Origin of the sequence: Pauljensenia sp. 27098_8_83 (genome assembly GCF_041432695.1) — a bacterium.
GTDB lineage: Bacteria > Actinomycetota > Actinomycetes > Actinomycetales > Actinomycetaceae > Pauljensenia.
In genome coordinates this window covers 1-19,417 of record NZ_JAPWAD010000030.1, presented here as the reverse complement: position 1 = coordinate 19,417, position 19,417 = coordinate 1, and the positions used below count along the sequence as shown (strand labels likewise).

The following is a 19,417-nucleotide window of genomic DNA, read 5'->3' as shown; positions in this document are numbered from 1 at the left end:
AGCGCTAGACCCCAGCGCCCTCGACGATATCCAGGACGGCACGCACCTGTTCGACGGTGAATTGTCCGGGGGCGCTCCCCTCCCAGCCGGGCAGGGTGGCGAAGGTGGCTGCGGATCCAAGCGCAGAGCCGACCAGGCGTGTGGGCGCGCCGTTGGGGCCCATGGAAATACCGATGACGGGTCGGTCGTAGGCCTCGCGCGCCCACGCCTGCGCCGCCAGGACGCGGGCCGCGTCCGTCGCACTGTGGGCCATGCACGCGAACTTGAGAACGTCCGCGCCGGCAAAGTTCATGGCAGCGAGGACCTCGGCGAGCCGCTCGTCGCCGGGAGTCCCCTCAAAATCATGGAAAGAAGCGACGACGATCGCCCCGGCCTCGTGCGCATCCTCGATCAGGGCGGCGGATCCGTCGCGCGAAATCTCCACGTCGACGCCGCCCACGCACGAAGCGAGCCTGCGCACGAGGGCGCAATACTCCTCGTCATCCAGATAGGCTTGACCGCCCTCGACCGAAGTGCGGATGGTCGCCAGGACCGGCAGCGGCGAGGAGTCCGCGACGTAGCGGGCCATGCTCACGAGATCTTCCCCGACGTCGGAGGCGGACACGAAGTGCGCCCCGACGAGGGAGGAGAGGAAGGTGTCGGCCCGCCACTCGACGATGTCCGCGCGGCACGTGGCCATTGCCTGAACCTGCCCGATGAGGGAGCGTGAGTCCCCGCTGACGGGGACAATGACCTGGGTGCGTCCCCCGAGGGTCGCCTTCTTGGCGGCTCGCCCGATGGTGACGAGTCCAGGCGCAGGGTCAGGGTCGGGCGCAGATGAGTGAGGCATGATTCCTTCGCTTAGTATCCGATTTCTGCCAGGTGCAGGCGATCTCGTTCGCTCTGCGTGAGGTAGGGGTGGTCCAGCCAGCCGTCGGGCAGGTGGGGGGTTTTCTCGCCGCCGGCACGTCCGCGCGGTCCGCGCGCGGCGGGCGGGAACGCCTGGTCGAGGTCAAGGTCCCCGAGGCGATCGTGGAGCTCCTGGAGAGTCGAGACCATGGACAGGGCGTGGCGCTGGGGGCCTCCCACGGCGAATCCGCGCAGGTACCAGCCGATGTGCTTGCGCATTTCGCGCAACGCGCGCCCTTCGTCGCCCTGGTCGACGACGCACCAGGCGGCGTGGCGCTCGATGACGGAGACCACCTCGGCGAGGCTGGGGCCGGGCGGGATGGCCCCACCGTGGTAGGCGGCGACGATATCGCGGAAGATCCAGGGGCGTCCCTGGGCACCGCGCCCGACGCTGATGCCGTCGCAGCCGGTGCGTTCCAGCATGGCCAGAGCGTCGGCGGCCTCGAAGACGTCGCCGTTGCCGAAAACGGGGATATCGAGCAGATCCTTCAGGCGCGCGATTTGGTCCCAGTGGGCGCGTCCCGCGTAGTGCTGGTTCTGCGTGCGCGCATGCAGGGTGAGGGCGACAGCGCCGAGCTTTTGCGCGGCCAGTGCGGCGTCCGTCGCGGTCTCGTGCTCGGAGTCGATGCCGATGCGGATCTTGACGGTGACCGGGATTTCGCGCCCGATGCGCTCCCCGGCCTCGTTTGAGGCGCGCACGACGGCACCCACAAGGTCGGAGAACAGGTCGCGCTTCCAGGGCAGGGCCGCTCCCCCGCCCTTCTTCGTCACCTTGGGGACGGGGCACCCGAAGTTCAGGTCGATGTGGTCGGTGAGGTCGCGCTCGATGAGCATCGTCGCGGCCTTCGCCATGACGGCGGGGTCAACGCCGTAGAGCTGCAGGGAGCGCACGCGTTCGGTGGGGTCTGGGCGCACCATTTCCTGGGTGCGTTCGTTCTCCTCGACGAGCGCCCGGCTGGTCACCATCTCAGTGACGTACAGGCCGGCGGGCGCGTCCACGCGCGGGATAGCCACGTGGCGCGGTTCGTTGGACGCCTGACCTGTGTTCTTCGGGGACGAGGCCGTGGCCCCCTCCCCCGACTCGGCCGCCCAGGAGGGGATGCCGGTGGGTCGCAGGTGGTCGGGCAAGCCCGACTCGCCCATGATGCGGCACAGGCGTCGGAAGGGCACGTCCGTCACCCCGGCCATGGGGGCCAGGACGACGGGTGTCCACAGGCGCAGCGGCCCCACTCGAAGAGGGGCCGCTGCGGACGTTGAGGCTACCTGCAAGTCAGCAGCCCAGGCGTTCGATCAGGTACGACTTGACCTTATCGAGCGGGATGCGTACCTGCTCCATCGTGTCACGCTCACGGATGGTGACGGCGTGGTCTTCGATCGAGTCGAAGTCGTAGGTGATGCAGAAGGGCGTGCCGATCTCGTCCTGGCGACGGTAGCGGCGACCAACGGCACCGGCATCGTCGTAGTCGACGTTCCAGATGCCGCGCAGCTCGTCGGCCAGCTCCTGGGCGGGGCCGGTCAGTTCGGGCTTGCGGGACAGGGGTAGGACGGCGGCCTTGACGGGGGCCAGGCGCGGGTCCAGCTTGAGCACGACGCGCTTGTCGACACCGCCCTTGGCGTTGGGGGCCTCGTCCTCGTGGTAGGCCTCGATGAGGAAGGCCATGAGGGAACGGGTCAGGCCCGCCGAGGGCTCGATGACGTAGGGGGTCCAGCGTTCCTTGGTGTTCGGGTCGAAGTAGTCGAGCTTCGCACCGGAGGCCTCGGAGTGGACGGTCAGGTCGTAGTCGGTGCGGTTGGCGATGCCTTCGAGCTCGCCCCACTCGCTGCCCTGGAAACCGAAGCGGTATTCCAGGTCGACGGTGCGCTTGGAGTAGTGCGAGAGCTTCTCCTTGGGGTGCTCGTACTCGCGCAGGTTCTCCGGGTCGATGCCGAGGTCCACGTACCAGGCCTTGCGGTAGTCAATCCAGTACTGGTGCCATTCCTCATCGGTGCCGGGCTCGCAGAAGAACTCGAGTTCCATCTGCTCGAACTCGCGGGTACGGAAGATGAAGTTGCCGGGCGTGATCTCGTTGCGGAAGGACTTGCCGATCTGGCCGATGCCGAACGGCGGCTTCTTGCGCGCGGCGTTCATGACGTTCGCGTAGTTAACGAAGATGCCCTGGGCGGTCTCGGGGCGCAGGTAGTGCAGGCCGGCCTCGTCGTCGACGGGGCCCAGGTAGGTCTTGAGCAGGCCGGAGAAGGCGCGGGGCTCGGTCCACTGGCCGCGCACGCCGCAGGTCGGGCAGGCGAGGTCGGCGGTGGTCAGGGAGGACTCTTCGACGCCCTTCTTTTCGGCGAGCTCTTCGATGAGCTGGTCCTCGCGGGCGCGCTTGTGGCAGTTGAGGCACTCGATGAGGGGGTCGGTGAAGGCCTTGACGTGGCCGGAGGCGACCCACACTTCGCGCGGGAGGATGACGGAGGAGTCGAGGCCGACGACGTCGGCGCGGCGGCGGACCATGGCGTTCCACCAGGCGCGCTTGATGTTTTCCTTCAGTTCCACGCCGAGCGGGCCGTAGTCCCACGCGGAGCGGGTGCCACCGTAGATGTCACCGCAGGGGAAGACGAAGCCGCGGCGCTTGGCCAGGCTGATCACGTTGTCGAGGCGGGAGGGTCCCTTAGCCACTTGTCACTCCTTGAGTATCTGGGGCACGACTGGCTGTCGTGTCGCCATCGATACTAGCCGATAACTACTGTTTCGGGCGCTTGCGAGCCATTCCGCGCCCATGGATCCCACCACAGGTGCGCGCGCGGCCAGCGAAAGAGCCCCGGCCTCGTTGTGTTGGCCTCGCCCCACGAGATTCCTGATCACCGCGCGGGAGGCCAGTACACCGGTCGTACACTCGGCGACCTGTATTCGGGGCACCGAGACTGGAAGCCTGCTCACCCCTGCGGCACCCTCGCCCAAGATCGACACGACACCCAGCCCAGTGTTCAGGATGGCCCTTCGGCGCGCTTCTCCCGGCACGCTCGCGGATAGGTTATGAGCATACGGATAGGTTATGAAGATGCGGATAGCTTATTAACCTATCCGCATGTGAATAACCTATCCACATCGCCGTAACCTATCCGGATCAGGAGGGGCAGGCTCCGCTACAGCGAGTACGAGCACGCCAACTTCGAACCTATCCGCATGCGCACATGCCAGCACCGACAGAGCTGACAGCGCCGACAGCCACCACCCACGCTCACCAAGCACAGCACCCCAAAAGTCGCAGGCAATTCCCCTTTACCTATTTCATACGATGAAATAATATCGTTGAAATTCCGCCATTTTCAGCACATGATTGAACATTCCATCATCGAATTGCATGCGAAATTGCAGGGCGCGCACAGAACTACGGTGCCGCACTCAGCAACCAGCAGTGCCTGAGGATCCCCCCCACAGCAACTCGCAGCGCCTGGACACTCACATGGCGCCACCACAACACACCCGAACGCACAAAAGAGCCCCGGCCTCGTCGCTCCTACGGGAGGGGACGAGGCCGGGGCCGGGTCGAGAGGTCACGCGCCCAGGGCGCATCTGTCGTTCAGTTGAGGCGGCGAATCCTACCCGTGGAGGTGAGGCGCCAGTTGGCGATCACAACCGCGAGGGGGATGATTCCCATGAGCCAGAAGGACGGGTGCATGGGACCGGCGACTCCTGCCTTGTCCATGAGGGTCAGGATCAGCCAGGCGGACGGAACAGCGACGGTAACGGCACCAACGACAACCGCGATCGCGACTTCCCATCCCCCTCCGCGGTGGCGGAAGACGTTCGAGCCGAAGCGAGCCGCCGCGTCACAGGCGATCCAGACGGCCACGACGATTAGCCACGTGTCAACACCCGTAGTGTTGGTGTTTGTCGTCATGAAGGTCAGGTACGGCTGGATCAGGATGAGCACCCACCAGATGACGCTGCCGAGGGCGATCAATACAACCGAAATGACGTAGCTCGAGAGCGCCAGTGTGCGGCGCGGCGCCCCGCTCAGCGACCCTGCACCCATGTACGAGATCGTCTGGTTGATGCCTGCGACGATGAGAAAGATCCCCATGACTAAAGCTGAGTTGAGGGCAGCCATATAGATATTCTCCGAGGGCCTGCCGCGGGACACGTAGAAGAAACCCGCAATGAGCGCGTTGAGCGCAAACTGCGCGAAGACGGTTGCAAGGCAGAGAACGACGGCAGGCTTGATGCTGACCGTGCCGAGGCGCCAGGCGCTGGGGGTGCGGGAGACGGTGGTTGCGGTGCTCATTGGTCGTTCTCCTGGATGAGGTAGGCGAAGGCGTCCTGGAAGGAACAGGGCGAAGAGGTCAGGGAGTGGGATGCGAGCTCGGTGTCGCCAACGGCGCTACCGCGCAGGTCCACGACGATCTCTCGCGTGGAGCCGAGCTCGCGACTCGCAATGACGGCGAGGTCCGGGTGGGCGGCAAGGAAACGCTCGACGTCGGAGGCATGGCCGGTCAGAGCTGAGACTCGGCAGGTGAAGTCGTCGATGGTCTCGTGAGCGAGGAGCTCGCTCTTCTTCAAGACGATGACGTCCTCGGCGACCTTTTCGAGTTCGGAGACCATGTGCGAGGAGATGAGGAAGCGTCGCTGGGGGCGCTGTCCTTCCATGACCTCCCCCGCCAGAGCGAGAATCTCCTCGTAGAGGGCGTAGCGCGTGGGCACGTCCAGGGGTGCCTGGATCTCGTCGAGGAGGGTGAGGGGCGCGCCCGAGGCCAGCGCGATCGAGGCGGAGAGAATGGCAGCTTGCCCGCCGGAGAGCTTGCGCACGTACTTGCGGTTAATGCGCAGATCGAAGCGCTCGGCGTAGTGGGCGAAGAGCTTCTCATCCCAGGTGGGACGCAGGCGCGCGTAGTCGACGAGAGACTGGCTGTACAGCGCGTCGAAGTCGCGAGCGGAGGAAGCGATGATCGATCCTGTGAGCAGGTCGTCGGCGCTGGCCTGGCTGCCGTCGATGGAGATGCTCCCCGAGGTGGGGACCATCAGGCCGCCGAGGATCTGCATGAGCGTCGTCTTGCCCGAGCCGTTGGGGCCAACCAGGGCGGTGACGGTTGCGTCCCCGAGGGTGAGCGAGATGTCGCGCAGCGCCGCCTCGTTCTCTCCCGGATACGTGTGACTGATGGAGTTGATGGTGATCATGAGTTGTCCTTGGCGGTCGTGTCGGCGCTGTAGGCGCGGACGTGGTCGATGATGGCGTCGAGGTCGAGGCCCAGGGCCAGGCCCGCTTCGACGGCGGGGTTCAGGGTCTCCTCCACGTAGGACGCGAGCCCGTCGGCCACAAGGACATCGCGAGCACCTTCGGCGACGAACATGCCGATGCCGCGCCGCTTTTCGACGAGGCCCTCATCGACGAGGATCGCGAAGGCCTTGCCGACGGTTGCCGGGTTGATGCGGTAGGTCGCGGAGTATTCCGTGGTGGAGGTGAGCTGGTCCCCGGCACGCAGGGTGCCGCGCAGGATCTGCGCGCGGATGTCGTCGGCGATCTGCACGTAGATGGGCATCCCAGAGACGAATGTGGGTGCCATGCGCAAGTCCTCCCTTCAGGTTCAGCGGTTTATTACATGACTAATGAACCATATAACCAGGTAGCCTGTCAAGCGGTCTCACCACACAAGTCTCAGGTCACACTCCACTCCCCCACGCCTGCGCCCACGCCATCCCTCCCCGCGCCCTCCACAACGAACCCACTCCCCCAAAAAGTCGCAGGCAATTTCCCTTGGTCAGTTTTCAACACAGCTCACAAACGTTGCAATTCCAACGATGCGATTTCAATACTTGAAAGGTTTGCATGGGAATTGCATGCAACATTGCTGGGGAACCACAGCGCGAGGAGACAAAGAACCCCAAACAGAAGGGATCTCAACCCCAGAAGGCGTCTCAAGGCCCGATGGCGCCCACGACCCGAACAAACAGCCACACCACCACCAGAAGCAACGCCCGAGCGGGGGCGCTGCACCCGTTACGGGACCATGCACCCGATCAGGGGCACTACACCCGATCAGAAGAGGTGCATTGCCTACGGATCGGGTGCAGTGCCCCAAGACACAAGAACAAACGCGGAACTGCCAAACCGAGCCACTCCCCGCCACAACCAGCCTGAGCACAGGACGCCAGGCGGGCATTGGGCGGGTGTTGGGCGGCTTTGTTACACCCTCGACCCACACGGCGCCCGAACGCATAAAATAGCCCCGGCCTCGTCCCACGGGGATAGGGGACGAGGCCGGGGTGAGCGTGGCCGACAGGCGCGGGCTTACTCCTTGACAGCGCCAGCAGTCAGGCCGGACACGATGTACTTCTGCAGGTACTGGAACAGCAAGATCACAGGGACAGCCGCGATCACAGAACCCGCGGCGAAGATGCCCCACGGGGCAGTACGCGAGTCAGCAGCCCACATGTACATGCCAACCGCCAGCGTGAACTGGCTCTGATCCTGCAGGACCACGCGGGCAATGACGAAGTCACCGAGCGAGGAGATGAAGCTCAGCAGGCCGACAACCGCGAGGACCGGACGCACGAGAGGCATGATGATCGTCCAGAAGGTCTGCGCGTGGGTCGCGCCGTCAATCATGGCCGCCTCATCGAGCGAACGCGGGATCGAGTTGAAGAAACCGTAGAGCAGGAACGTGTTCGAACCGAGCGCGCCACCCAGGTAGACGCAGATCAGGCCGAGCTTGGAGTTCAGGCCGAGCACCGGGAAGATGTCCTGGATGCCCAGGAGCAGCAGGAACAGGGCCACGAAGGCCAGCATCTGCGGGAACATCTGCACCAGCAGCAGGCCGGTCAGGGTCGCGCGGCGGCCCTTGAAGCGGAAGCGGCTGAACGCGTAAGCGGCCGCAGCGCCCATGAGGACCGTCCCGATCGCGGTCGCAGTCGACACGATCAGGGAGTTGAGGATCCACGACCAGTACATGGCGTACTTGCCGCTCCCCAGCGCCTGGAAGTTCTCCAAGGAAATCTTCGAGAACAGCGAGTTCGAACCTGTCAGCGTCGCACCGGGGTTCAGGGACACCGACAGAACGTAGAGCAGCGGAATGACACAGTAGATGATCGTCAGGATGGCGACGATGTGGCGCCAGCCGACCTCGGCCCACCAGCGGGCACCCTTGAGGGTGCTTCCATCATGCTTCTTAGAAACGGTTGCAGCACTCATCACAGCTCCTCAAGGGTCTTCGTCTGACGGAAGCCAAGCCACGCGATCACGCCCACGACGATGAAGATGACGATGGACATGGCCGAGGCCAGGCCGTAGTTCGGGGTTCCGGAATCGATGGCGATCTTGTAGACCATCGAAATCAGGATGTCGGACTCACCGACGGGCACCGACAGGCCCGGATAGTTCGGCCCACCACCCGTCAGCATGTAGATGAGCGAGAAGTTGTTGAAGTTGAACGCGAAGGAGGCGATCAGCAGCGGCACAGTCGACTGCAGGACCAGCGGCAGCTTGATGGACCACACGGTGCGCAGGCCGGAGGCACCATCGATCTTCGCAGCCTCTTCAATGTCGCCCGGCAGGGACTGCAGGGCACCGAGGCAGACGAGGAACATGTAGGGGAAGCCCAGCCACAGGTTCACGCCGAGGATCGAAAGCTTGGCGAGCAGGCCATTATCGAGCCACGGGACGTGGGCACCGCCAAGGAAGACCTGGTTGATAAAGCCGAAGTCCGTATTGAGCATGCCCTTCCACACCAGGGTCGCCAGGAAGGCCGGGAAGGCGTAGGGCAGGATCATGAGGGACTGGTAGATCTTGCGGCCCTTGATGCGCTTGTCGGAGAAGACAAGCGCCAGGATGAGGCCGAGCGCGAAGGTCGAGAGCACCGAGGCCGCAGCGAACACGAAGGACCAGATGAGCGCCTTGAGGAAGGGGCCGCCCAGGTCATTGCTAGTCACCATGTTCTTGTAGTTGCTGAAGCCGACGAAGACGCGCCAGCCGGGGGTGAGCTCGTTGCCGGCGGAATCCACGAAGACACCGGTCTTGTTATCAGCCGTGTACACGGTTCCGGTGACAGTGTCGGTCAGGGTATCGGCCTGGGCGTCGTAGGCGTAGGTCGACTTGGCCAGGTAGGCGGTCGCACCGTCGTCGGTCTTGTAGTACCCGTCGTTCGGGTCGGAGGAGACGGGAACGGTCATTCCGGCGACCTCGGTCTGTCGCTTGAGGATATCGGCAACTTTCAGGACTTTGTAGCCCTGGACGTCGGAGATCACGCCAGCGGAGACATTGCCCTGAACGTCGCGCAACGGGGTGTCGGGGTTGCCTTCCTTGAGCGTACCGGTCGTCGGGTCTGCGATGACGAGGCCGAGGCTGGAGCCATCCTCGACGACCGCGGCGGTCACGTTGACCGCTCCGGGCGCACGCTGCTCGGAGGCCTTCAGGATCGCAGAGATCGCGTCATCCTTGGTCGAGTTGTGGCCCTGACCGTAGTTCGTGAAGGACACGTAACCCGTGTATCCCATCACGAACACCTGGTAGATGAGCAGGAACACCATGCCGGGAACCAGGTACTTCGCGGGGATCATCCGCTTGGAGAAGTAGATCCAGTTCACGACAACGAGCAGCGCGGCCAGAACACCGAGAACAATCCAGGACTTCACCATGTAGGCAGTGAAGATGCCATAGAGTCCCAGGGCGTCAATCAGCATCATCAAGATGAGCTTGACGAAGAAACCACGCTTGGTCACATCATTTGCATGAGAGGTCTTGGGCCCCTCTTTTTTCTTTTCCGCAGCCTTCACTGGCTCAGACATCGTGTCCTCCACACGTGCGCGTTCGCGCGTCATTGCGACTTGGTTCTGCCCCCGACTGGCGACAGAAGGTGGCACCGGTGGTGCCGCGCGCCGCTAAGCGGCGCTGCTATCAGAGGGCCTCACACCCGCCCGCCGCGTGGGAGGCGGTCGGGTGTGAGGCGGTGCTCACCGGAGGCGAGCGCGGTGCGCGTGGGCGACTAGCACCCGGCGCTCACGATCACTTGGAGGCGATCGCGTTGTTGATGTTGGTGATCATCGTAGCCCAACCGTCGGCGGGAGCCTCGGCACCGCTCACGATGTTGGCCTCGGTCTGGCCCCAGAAGTTCCACACGGAACCCATCGCGGGGATCGCGGGGGCGAGAGCGCCGGACTCTGCGACCTTCGAGAAGTCCTTGATGTCCTGGTCATCCGAAGCCTCAGCAACGGAGGGCATCGCCGAGGCGCGGCCACCGAGCTTCTGCATCTGGGTCTGGGCCTCGGGGGTAGCCAGGTAGTTGAAGAACTGCTTGGCAGCAACCGGGTTGGCGGACTTAGCGCTCTGGTAGAACATCTGGACGCCGACGAAGGGCTGGGCGGCCTGCGAGCCGGCCGAGGGGATGGACAGGACGGAGACGTCCATGCCGGCCTCACGGAAGGCCGCGACGTTCCAGGGGCCGGTCACCGTGTAGGCGGCCTTGCCATCGAGGAAGGCCTGCTTGGCGATATCAGCGGTGATGGACGGGGAGAGCACACTCGCGTCGCCCTGGGCCTTCAGCCAGTTCGCGAAGTCGGTGCCGCCGGAGCCGCCCATGGCCAGCTCGGAGGTGTACTCGCCGTCAGCGTTCGTGTTGAAAACAGGGGCACCGAAGGAGGTCTGGAAGCCGTAGAAGTGGTATGGATCACCCTTGTCGCCCATCTGAATAATGAAGGGGTACTCAACGCCGGTGGTCTTACCGGAGGCGATCATGTCGTCGTACGTCTTGGGCTCGTCCTTGGTGAGCGCGTTGTTACGCACCAGGGCGACGGACTCGATGGCGTAGGGAACGCCGTAGGTCTGGCCGTTGTAGGTCACGCCCTTGACCGCGACGTCAGCGAACTGGGACTTGGCTTCACCCAGGTCGACGGGGGCGACGACGCCGTTAGAGACGAGCGCGCCCAGCTTGTCGTGGGCCATGACGATCAGGTCGGGGCCGTTGCCAGTGGGGACCTGGGTGGTGAACTCGGTGTCCATGTCCGACTCAGACTTCTGGACGACATCCACCTTCACGCCGGTCTTGGCGGTGAAGTCCTCGGCGATGGTCTCGACCTGCGTGAAGCGGGTGTCATCCGCCCAGATCGTCAGGGTCGCCACGGCGTCGGTCTTGGCGCCGTCCGAGGAGGAAGAGGAAGAGGAAGAGGTCGTGCCGTTGTTGCAGGCGGCCAGGGCGGTAACCGCCGCGAAGACGCCGAGTGCTGCGATGCCACGTCGCATTATTACTCCTGTGTTGGTCAGGTGGTCGCCTCCATCAGCGACCCGCTACAAGGTTCACTGTAATACCCTCGATTTTGTTTCTGCAACAATTTTCGCAATTGTGTGCAAGCTGTTACATTTGTAGGGAAACAACCGCGCGCGAAGACCCAAAGGAGCGTTGATTCGATGACGAAAAATCGCACGAGCATGGCCGACATCGCCATGCACGCGGGTGTCTCAACTGCAACTGTTTCACGGGTTTTCAACGGCGTCGGACAGGTCTCCGAAGACACTCGCCGCAGGGTCCTCACCGCGATTGACGAGCTGGGATACGACCGCCCGGCTGCCGAGCGCACACCAAGTACGCCCACGATCGGCGTCATCGTGCCCGAGCTCACGAATCCAATCTTCGCATCCTTCGCACACCACCTCCAGGAGGAGATTTCGCGCGCGGGCGGCATCGCCCTCATCCGTTCGCAGACACCGGGAGCGACGTCCGAGTTCGATCACCTCTCCTCGCTCATCGAACACCGTGTGAACGGACTCATCTTTGTCTCAGGCCGACACGCAGATCTACTCTCAGACCTCGCGCCGTACCACGATGCTGCCGCACGCGAGATCCCCTTCGTAACCATCAATGGCGCCCGACCGGAGGTCCCGGCACCCGATTTTTCCACGGGGGACTCGCTCGGCATCCGCGCGGCAGTCACACATCTGTACGAGCTGGGGCACACGCGCATCGCGCTCCTGACGGGACGCACGCACATTGTCCCGGCCCTGCGCAAGGCCGAGGCCTTTACCCAGGTCATGGGCGAGCTCATCGGCGACCACTCCCCCATCATCGAAGAAACCTTCTACACGTACGAGGCCGCGGCCGCCCACACGCACGCACTCCTCGAGCGCGGCGCCACTGCGATCATCACCGGTTCTGACCTGCAGGCCCTCGGCGCGATCCGCACGATCACCTCGCTCGGCCTGTCAGTCCCGGGCGACATCTCGGTGATCGGCTTCGACGATACCTTCCTGATGGGCCACCTGGATCCAGCGCTCACGACGATTCATCAGCCCGTCCCATCGATCGTCTCATCGGCGGTGCGCAGCCTCTTCGAAGCCCTTCGCGCACCCGACTACGTACCCACGCACGCTGACTACGTTTTCTCACCTGATTTGATCGTGCGAGGATCGACCGGGCACGCGCACTAGCACTCGCAACGGGGTCCGATCTCCGAGAATGACTTGACAAAGATTCTCAATTACAAAGAGAATGATTCTCATGTCGAAGAGAATCCTTGCTGCCGCATGCGCGGCCGCCACAGCGCTCGCTCTGTCCGCCTGCTCCTCCACGGCCTCGTCCTCTGGTAGCTCCTCCAAGGACGAGCCCCTGACCGTCATGGCCTCCTTCTACCCGCTGAAGTACCTGGCCGAGAAGATCGGCGGCGAGCACGTCACCGTGACCTCCCTGACTCCCGACGGTGCCGAGCCCCACGACCTCGAGCTCTCCCCCAAGATGGTCGACTCCCTGTCCTCCGCAGACGCGGTTGTCTACCTCGCGGGCTTCCAGGGCGCAGTCGACGAGGCGATCGAGCAGCAGGCCCCCAAGACCGTCATTGACGTCTCCCCCGCTGCAGAGCTCATTGAAGCCGGTGCTGACGCCAACCACCCCGCCGAAGAAGAGGAAGAGGGCACCGACGAGGCCCAGTCCGGCGAGGCGGAAGGCCACGATCACGAGGCCGAGGGCCATGAACACCACCACGACATGACCGCGGACCCGCACTTCTGGCTGGACCCCGTGCGTATGGCGAAGGCCGCGACCCTGGTCGGCGACAAGCTCGCCGAGGCCGACTCCGCCCACGCCGACACCTACAAGGCCAACGCGAAGGCCCTCTCCGAGGAACTGACCACGCTGGGCGATACCCTCGTCTCCAAGACCTCGACCTGCAAGGTCAAAACGTTCGTGACCGCACATACCGCTTTCGGATACCTCGCGGATCGCACGGGCCTGACCCAGGTCGGCATCTCCGGCCTCGACCCTGAGTCCTCCCCCTCCCCCGCCCGCCTAGCCGAGATTGCCCAGATCGCGAAGGATCAGGGCGTGACCACGATCTTCACCGAGGCCCTCATCGACCCCAAGGTCGCCCAGACCCTGGCCGACGACCTCGGCATCACGACGGCTGTCCTGGATCCGATCGAGTCCCAGACTGACGCGTCTAAGGACTACGCCGCAACGATGAACTCCAACATTGACGCCCTGACGAAAGCCCTTGACTGCCAGTGACAACTACTGACACCCCCACGACGGCGGGAGCCTCCCACGCGGAGGCGACCGCCGTCGTGCGTCTCGATAATCTACACGTGGCCTGGGATACAGACCTGATCCTGCACGGAATCTCGCTCGCCATTCCCGCTGGCCAGACCGTGGCGCTCACAGGGTCGAACGGCTCTGGCAAATCTACGACCCTCAAGGCCCTGCTCGGCACCGCTCCCATCACGAGCGGCGACGCACAGCTCTTCGGGCACTCGGTCACCACCCGTCGCCGCGTCCCGTGGAACAAGATCGGCTACGTGCCCCAGCGTATCTCCTCGGGCGGCGCGATCAGTGCCAGCGCAATCGAGGTTGTTCGTTCGGGCCTGCTCGGGCCTCGTCGACTGTGGGCCCTGCCGGGCGACACCGCAAGGGCAATGACAGCCCTCGAGCGCGTCGGCATGGCTCACCGCGCCCACTCCCCCCTCAACATCCTCTCGGGTGGACAGGCGCAGCGCGTCCTCATTGCGCGCGCCCTTGTACGCCGTCCCGAGTTGCTCATCATGGATGAGCCGATGGCTGGAATCGACGCGGCCTCGCGCGCACGCCTGGCACAGATCGTCGCCGAGGCCAAGGCGGAGGGGACCACGATCCTCATTGTCCTGCACGAGCTGGGCGAGCTCGGCCCCCTCCTTGACCGAGAGCTGCACATCAGCGCGGGGCACGTCTCCTACGACGGCCCGCCCCACATCGAGGACGACCACGAACAGCACCACGGTGGCGGCGACCACTGCCACCCCACCATCGACCCCGGGGCCGCGCCGACCGACCACGGCCTCGTGAGCGGAATCTAGACGGGAGCGACGCATGATTGACGCACTGACGACCCTCCTGTCCTCGCCGATGATGCAGCGTTCACTGCTCGCTGCCCTCATCGTGGGCCTCACCGCCCCGATCATCGGCACGTATCTCGTGCACCGCAGGCTCGCGATGCTCGGAGACGGCATCGGACACATCTCTCTGACCGGCGTCGCGCTCGGCTGGCTGGTCGGCACGTTCGCAAACGTGAGCCCGGCCGACTCGTGGGCGATCCCGGGTGCGGTGATCATCTCACTGCTCGGCGCGGTCACGATTGAGCTGGTGCGCCAGAGCGGCCGCACGTCCGGGGACACGGCCCTGGCCATGCTGTTCTACGGCGGCATCGCCGGCGGCGTCCTGCTGATCGGCCTGGCTGGTGGCACCTCCGCGCAGCTCAATTCCTACCTTTTCGGGTCGATCTCGACGGTGCGTTGGAGCGACATCACGCTCATCACGATCCTCGGGATCGCGATCGTGGCCCTCGGCGTGGGATTGGCTCCCGCGCTCTTCTCGGTGACCAACGACGAGGACTTCGCGCGCTCTACGGGCCTGCCCGTGCGCACGCTCTCCCTCCTCATCGCGGTTCTCTCGGCGCTGACGGTCGCCGTCGCGATGCGAGTCGTCGGCTCGCTGCTCGTCAGCGCCCTCATGGTCATCCCCGTCGCCATCGCACAGCTGGGAGCGCGTTCGTTCCGCTCGACGATGGGCATCGCGATGGCACTGGGCGTCGTCATTTGCACGTCGGGCCTGTCCCTGACCTACTTCGTCGACCTCTCCCCCGGCGCAACGATCGTTGTGGGAGCAATCGCTCTGTACGCTATTGGTTTCGGGATCAGGGCTATTGTGGATCGTATCCGCAGGGTGCGCAGGATTCGCGCGGCACGCAGCCACAACCAGCACCCTGAGCACGACCAGATCGCTCACTCGAACGCATGACGATGGAGGCAACACCATGCAGCGCATGACGAAGCAGCGTCAAGCAGTCCTCGACGAGCTGACGCGCGTCAACGACTTCCGCAGTGCCCAGCAGATCTTCGAAGACCTGCACCTGCAGGGACAGCGCGTGGGGCTGGCGACCGTCTACCGCTCGCTCCAAAGCCTCGCAGAGGACGGACGAGTCGACACGCTGCGTTCCTCCGACGGTGAGGCCCTCTACCGCTCCTGCACGACGCACCACCACCATCACCACCTGGTGTGCCGCAAGTGCGGTTTCACCGAGGAGATCGAGCAGTCGCAGATCGAGGCGTGGGTAGACGCCGTGGCAACTGCGCACGGCTTCAGCGACCTCGAGCATTCGCTGGAACTGTTTGGCGTGTGCAGCTCCTGTCGTGCGAAGAGCTAACGGGGCGATACGCATACGAAAAGGCCTGGGAGGCGGATACACTCCCAGGCCTTTTCTACACCCCACCTCGCAGGTTAGGATAGGCTTCGTTTGCTGAGCCTCACTCTGGGAGCGTCATGTTTGCCGCCGGTATCGACTCCATGGTCCCCACCTTCGCACGCGAGGGCGTCTGGCTCTTCGTGTTCCTCTTCGTGGTCGTTTTCTTCCGCGCGCAGCTCACCTATTGGCTGGCGCGAGGTGCCGCCTCGGGCGCGGTTAGAGCGAACGGGCGCCAGGGTTTCGTCGGCGCCGTCGCACGCTGGTTCGACGGCCCTATCCCTCGTAAGGGCGCGGCCATCCTGGACAAGTGGGGAATCATCGTCATTCCCCTGTGCTTCCTGACGGTCGGCATCCAGACCGCCGTCAACGCGGGCGCGGGCCTCGTGCGTATGCGCTGGAGCACCTACACGTTCGCGATGATCCCGGGGTGCATCCTCTGGGCTCTCCTGTATGGCCTCGGCACGCTCGCGGTCTTTGCGGCGGCGATCCGCGCGCTCGCTGGCTCCCCCTGGGGTTGGGCGGGCCTCGCCCTCATCATCGCGCTCATCGCCGCGAAGATCGCATGGGGGCGCCGTAAGCGTCGTGCGGTCAGTGCCGCACTTGATCCAGGTGCGGCAGACAACGCCTAGGAGTCCGAGGAGCCAGCGACACGGTCGATCGCGCCGCCGAAGCGACGGTCGCGGCCCGCGAACTCCTCCAGGCAGCCCCACAGCTCTTCGCGGTCGAAGGCCGGCCAGGGTGTGTCGACGAACATCATTTCGGCGTATGCCATCTGCCACAGCAGGTAGTTGGAGAGGCGCTGTTCGCCCGATGTGCGGATCATGAGGTCGACGTCGGGCACGTCGGGCAGGTAGAGGTGGCGCGACAGCGTCTTTTCGGTGACGCCGCGCGGGCTTAGGCGCCCGACCGCGACGTCCTCGGCGATGGATCTGGCGGCATCCGCGAGCTCAGCGCGCCCGCCGTAGTTGACGCACATGATGAGGTCGAGGGTCTTGCAGTGCGAGGTCGCACGGTCGGCTTTTTCCAGCGCGTTGATGACGCTCTTCCACAGCTTGGGCCGACGCCCGCTCCAGCGCACGTGCACGCCCCACTGCGCGAGCTGGTCGGTGCGACGGGCGAGCACGTCGGAGGCGTAGTTCATGATGAAAGAGACCTCGGCGGGCGAGCGTTTCCAGTTTTCGGTCGAGAACGTATAGACACTCAGGTAGCGCACGCCCGCGTCAATAGCACCGGCAATCGTGTCCATGAGCGCATACTCCCCGGCGCGATGCCCCTCAGTGCGGGCCAGGCCTCGACTGTTTGCCCAGCGACCGTTTCCGTCCATGATGAGAGCGACGTGCGCGGGGGCCTCTCCCTTACGAAAGACGGGTGCGTCGCGGTGCCACTGGCCCGGTCCGAGCAGCGGCGCGGTGGGGTCTTGCGGGGCGCGGTCCATAGGAGTGGGGCGCGGGTCTGTCATGGGTGACTCCTATCGATGACGCTCAGCGAGCGCAGGCGGCGTTCCAGATGCCATTGAGTGTACGAGGAGATGAGGCCCGAGGCCTCGGTGCGCGCGTACGCCTCGCAGCGGTCGGCGCGCTCCCAGTCGCCGCTGAGCAGCTGACCGAGGAGGGCCACCGTGTCGGGTGCGGGCGAGGAGGCACCGGGCGGACGACAGGTGTCGCAGACGGTACCGCCGTCGGGGATAGAGAACGAGGAGTGGGGTCCCTGGGTGCCGCACACGGCGCAGTCGAAACAGGAGGGTGCCCATCCGGCCAGGGCGAGAGCGCGCAGCGTGTACGAGGTACGAATGAGGGTCGGGTCGTGGCGTTCCCTCGCGAGGGCGTTGAGTGCACCGAGGAGGAGCAGGTACTGGGAATGCGTGCCGTCCTGCGCATCCGTCGTGAGGCGTTCGGCGGTCTCAACGATGACGGTGGCCGCGAGGTAGAGGTCGTAATCGGCGGCGATCGCGTCACCGTATTGGGCGATGGAAGCGACCTGGGTCAGAGTATCGAGGGTGCGGCCGCGATGGAGCTGGGCGTCGATGACGGAGAAGGGTTCGACGCGGGCACCGAACTTGGAGGTCGTCTTGCGCACCCCCTTCGCAACGGCGCGCACCTGACCATTCTCAGCGGTGAGAAGCGTGATGATGCGATCCGCTTCGCCCAGCTTGTGGGTGCGCAGGACGATCGCCTCGTCTCGATAGGACTTCATCACACGAACATTGTGTCACGTCGACACAGTCACAGTCGGGCGATGCCGATACACATCGCAGGGCGCGAAATTAATTGTGAAGTGCACTGTCACATCTACCGACAAGCCCTCAGACGGGCGCTGACAACAATATATGAGAAACTGACAGCGTGGTCGGTTACACAGCCGGCAAGTAGTTTTCAAGTAGATAGTTTCTTCGTAACTGGTTATGGTTTACTCATAACCGTCGAAGGAAGGAAAAAGATGGCACCCCCGATCGATGCCCGCGAAAAGCTTGGCACTGCACTACGTCAGGCCCTGACGCAGACCCCCCTGTCAAAGATCTCTGTCAGCGCGCTGACACGTTCCGCCGGGGTCACCCGTCAAGCGTTCTACTACCACTTCAACTCCCTGAGCGACCTGAACGCCTGGGTTTTCCGCGAGGAAGTCACATCGCGCCTGACCACCAGTTCGGGAGAATGGCTCGATGCCGTCGAGGCCACCATGACCTGGATGCATCACCATCGCGACGAAACCGCCTCGGCCATGAAGACCATCGAAGCGAACGACCTGTGGGCATTCCTGGCCTCTCATATCCAGGAACTCATCGAGTCCCGCCTGCCCGGCTCCGCTTCAGCCACCGCACGCGACGTCGTCGCCCAGCACTTCGCCCTGGCAACCACCGCCCATATGGCACAGTGGATGCTGTCCGGCCTCGAGGTCAACCCCTCGCTCGCGATCGCTCGCATGCGAGTGCTCATGACCGACCAGACCACTCCGGCCCTGGCTCGCCTGGCCAAGTAACGCGGTTATTCCCACCAACCGCACAGGGACAGACGTACAGACCCCCTCAGCCCCGACCTCGTCCAGACAGTTCATTTCGACGAGGCCGGGGCTGAACCATACACTCCGCTTCCACACAACGACGTTTCCGGATGCATACAAGCTAATCTGAGCTATACAATTGGTCAGTCGCACATTGCACTGAAATTTCGCGGATCCGCGATACAGCCTGTACAGTTTGCTCGTAACCCCTCTTTTCATGTCGACGAGGATCTCCGATGCCCCACACCGATGCGAAAACGATGCTCGCGCACGCCCTGCGCGACGCACTCCAGACCGTCCCCCTGTCAAAGGTGACCGTCTCCGGTCTCACGCGCACCGCCGGCGTGACCCGCCAGGCCTTCTACTATCACTTCGCCGACATCCGCGACCTGACCGTCTGGGTTTTCAAGCGCGAGGTTGCCAACCAGATCGAGGCCCACTCCACCCACGAGGACTGGTCCGAGGGACTGCTCGCCATGCTCACATGGATGCAGGCCCACCGCGAAGAGACACTCTCCGTCGTCTCAACCCTGTCCACGCAGGATCTCCAGGTCTTCCTCTACAAGCAGCTGCGCGCCGTCATGGAACCCATCGTCGACCACTACAGCGACGGTCTGACTGTCCGAGCGGACGATAGCGAGTTCATTACTGAGCACTTCACGCTCAGCGTGCTCGGACACGTCTCCCAGTGGCTCGCCTCCGACATGAGCGCTGATCCCACCCTCCTCACGGAGCGAATCTCCCGCATCCTCGCCGGGCAGGTGCGCCGCAGCCTCGAGCTCTTCGCGCACTCCCCCGTTTCCTGAGGGCCCACCTCCTGAGGGCACTGACGCATACGAAGGACCCCGACCTCGTCACGTT

Annotated in this window: 19 protein-coding genes; 8 read left to right on the top strand and 11 right to left on the bottom strand. The window is 64.3% G+C overall.

From position 1 onward, the window contains the following. Positions 1-4: 4 nt before the first annotated feature. The 9 genes from aroD to O3656_RS09610 form a co-directional block, all read right to left on the bottom strand. Entirely contained in the window at positions 5-829 is an 825-nt protein-coding gene (gene aroD / locus O3656_RS09650) for a type I 3-dehydroquinate dehydratase (RefSeq protein WP_500063821.1), read from the bottom strand. A gap of 11 nt (positions 830-840) precedes the next feature. Beyond that, positions 841-2,118, bottom strand: a complete 1,278-nt coding sequence (gene dusB / locus O3656_RS09645; RefSeq protein WP_500063820.1) for a tRNA dihydrouridine synthase DusB — start codon at positions 2,116-2,118, stop codon at positions 841-843. Between the two features lie 40 nt (positions 2,119-2,158). After that, positions 2,159-3,547 carry a glycine--tRNA ligase gene (locus O3656_RS09640; protein ID WP_472208100.1) on the bottom strand — a complete coding sequence of 463 codons (1,389 nt, stop codon included), beginning with the start codon at positions 3,545-3,547 and terminating at the stop codon, positions 2,159-2,161. Positions 3,548-4,451: 904 nt separating this feature from the next. Beyond that, positions 4,452-5,156 (bottom strand): hypothetical protein, encoded by a 705-nt coding sequence (locus O3656_RS09635; protein ID WP_500063819.1) that lies wholly within the window; start codon positions 5,154-5,156, stop codon positions 4,452-4,454. Beyond that, positions 5,153-6,046 carry an ATP-binding cassette domain-containing protein gene (locus O3656_RS09630; protein ID WP_500063818.1) on the bottom strand — a complete coding sequence of 298 codons (894 nt, stop codon included), beginning with the start codon at positions 6,044-6,046 and terminating at the stop codon, positions 5,153-5,155. Before O3656_RS09630 ends, O3656_RS09635 begins: the two co-directional genes overlap by 4 nt. Further along, entirely contained in the window at positions 6,043-6,432 is a 390-nt protein-coding gene (locus tag O3656_RS09625) for a GntR family transcriptional regulator (protein ID WP_500063816.1), read from the bottom strand. The genes O3656_RS09630 and O3656_RS09625 overlap by 4 nt, the downstream gene beginning before the upstream one ends. A gap of 725 nt (positions 6,433-7,157) precedes the next feature. Beyond that, entirely contained in the window at positions 7,158-8,057 is a 900-nt protein-coding gene (locus tag O3656_RS09620; RefSeq protein ID WP_500063815.1) for a sugar ABC transporter permease, read from the bottom strand. Next, complete coding sequence (locus tag O3656_RS09615; RefSeq protein ID WP_500063814.1) at positions 8,057-9,649, bottom strand: ABC transporter permease subunit; 1,593 nt, start codon at positions 9,647-9,649, stop codon at positions 8,057-8,059. Before O3656_RS09615 ends, O3656_RS09620 begins: the two co-directional genes overlap by 1 nt. Before the next feature lie 217 nt (positions 9,650-9,866). Beyond that, the gene (locus tag O3656_RS09610) at positions 9,867-11,099 is read right to left on the bottom strand and encodes a sugar ABC transporter substrate-binding protein (RefSeq protein ID WP_500063813.1); all 1,233 of its coding nucleotides are present in this window, start codon (positions 11,097-11,099) and stop codon (positions 9,867-9,869) included. Positions 11,100-11,264: 165 nt separating this feature from the next. On the opposite strand from O3656_RS09610, the gene O3656_RS09605 reads away from it, so the two are divergent. The 6 genes from O3656_RS09605 (at position 11,265) to O3656_RS09580 (ending at position 16,188) form a co-directional block, all read left to right on the top strand. Then, on the top strand, positions 11,265-12,281 hold the full coding sequence (locus O3656_RS09605; protein ID WP_500063812.1) for a LacI family DNA-binding transcriptional regulator: 1,017 nt from the start codon (positions 11,265-11,267) through the stop codon (positions 12,279-12,281). 61 nt (positions 12,282-12,342) lie between these two features. Beyond that, positions 12,343-13,353: a metal ABC transporter substrate-binding protein gene (locus O3656_RS09600; protein ID WP_500063810.1), complete on the top strand. Its 1,011-nt coding sequence runs from the start codon at positions 12,343-12,345 to the stop codon at positions 13,351-13,353. Further along, entirely contained in the window at positions 13,350-14,174 is an 825-nt protein-coding gene (locus O3656_RS09595) for a metal ABC transporter ATP-binding protein (RefSeq protein ID WP_500063809.1), read from the top strand. Before O3656_RS09600 ends, O3656_RS09595 begins: the two co-directional genes overlap by 4 nt. 13 nt (positions 14,175-14,187) lie before the next feature. After that, positions 14,188-15,114, top strand: coding sequence for a metal ABC transporter permease (locus O3656_RS09590; RefSeq protein WP_500063807.1), 927 nt, complete (start codon positions 14,188-14,190; stop codon positions 15,112-15,114). Between the two features lie 16 nt (positions 15,115-15,130). Then, positions 15,131-15,520 carry a Fur family transcriptional regulator gene (locus tag O3656_RS09585; protein WP_500063806.1) on the top strand — a complete coding sequence of 130 codons (390 nt, stop codon included), beginning with the start codon at positions 15,131-15,133 and terminating at the stop codon, positions 15,518-15,520. Between the two features lie 116 nt (positions 15,521-15,636). After that, the gene (locus O3656_RS09580; protein ID WP_500063805.1) at positions 15,637-16,188 is read left to right on the top strand and encodes a hypothetical protein; all 552 of its coding nucleotides are present in this window, start codon (positions 15,637-15,639) and stop codon (positions 16,186-16,188) included. Here the strand turns inward: O3656_RS09580 and O3656_RS09575 are convergent. Further along, on the bottom strand, positions 16,185-17,018 hold the full coding sequence (locus tag O3656_RS09575) for an isoprenyl transferase (RefSeq protein WP_500063804.1): 834 nt from the start codon (positions 17,016-17,018) through the stop codon (positions 16,185-16,187). The two genes, O3656_RS09580 and O3656_RS09575, sit on opposite strands and share 4 nt — an antisense overlap. Then, the gene (recO, locus tag O3656_RS09570) at positions 17,015-17,752 is read right to left on the bottom strand and encodes a DNA repair protein RecO (protein ID WP_500063802.1); all 738 of its coding nucleotides are present in this window, start codon (positions 17,750-17,752) and stop codon (positions 17,015-17,017) included. Before recO ends, O3656_RS09575 begins: the two co-directional genes overlap by 4 nt. Positions 17,753-17,995: 243 nt before the next feature. Here recO and O3656_RS09565 point away from each other — a divergent pair, with 243 nt between their 5' ends. Both O3656_RS09565 and O3656_RS09560 read left to right on the top strand, forming a co-directional pair. Continuing rightward, positions 17,996-18,535 carry a TetR/AcrR family transcriptional regulator gene (locus tag O3656_RS09565; RefSeq protein WP_500063801.1) on the top strand — a complete coding sequence of 180 codons (540 nt, stop codon included), beginning with the start codon at positions 17,996-17,998 and terminating at the stop codon, positions 18,533-18,535. A 257-nt stretch (positions 18,536-18,792) separates the two neighbouring features. Continuing rightward, a complete protein-coding gene (locus O3656_RS09560) occupies positions 18,793-19,362 on the top strand; it encodes a TetR-like C-terminal domain-containing protein (RefSeq protein ID WP_500063800.1) in 570 nt (189 codons plus the stop codon). Positions 19,363-19,417 lie beyond the last annotated feature (55 nt).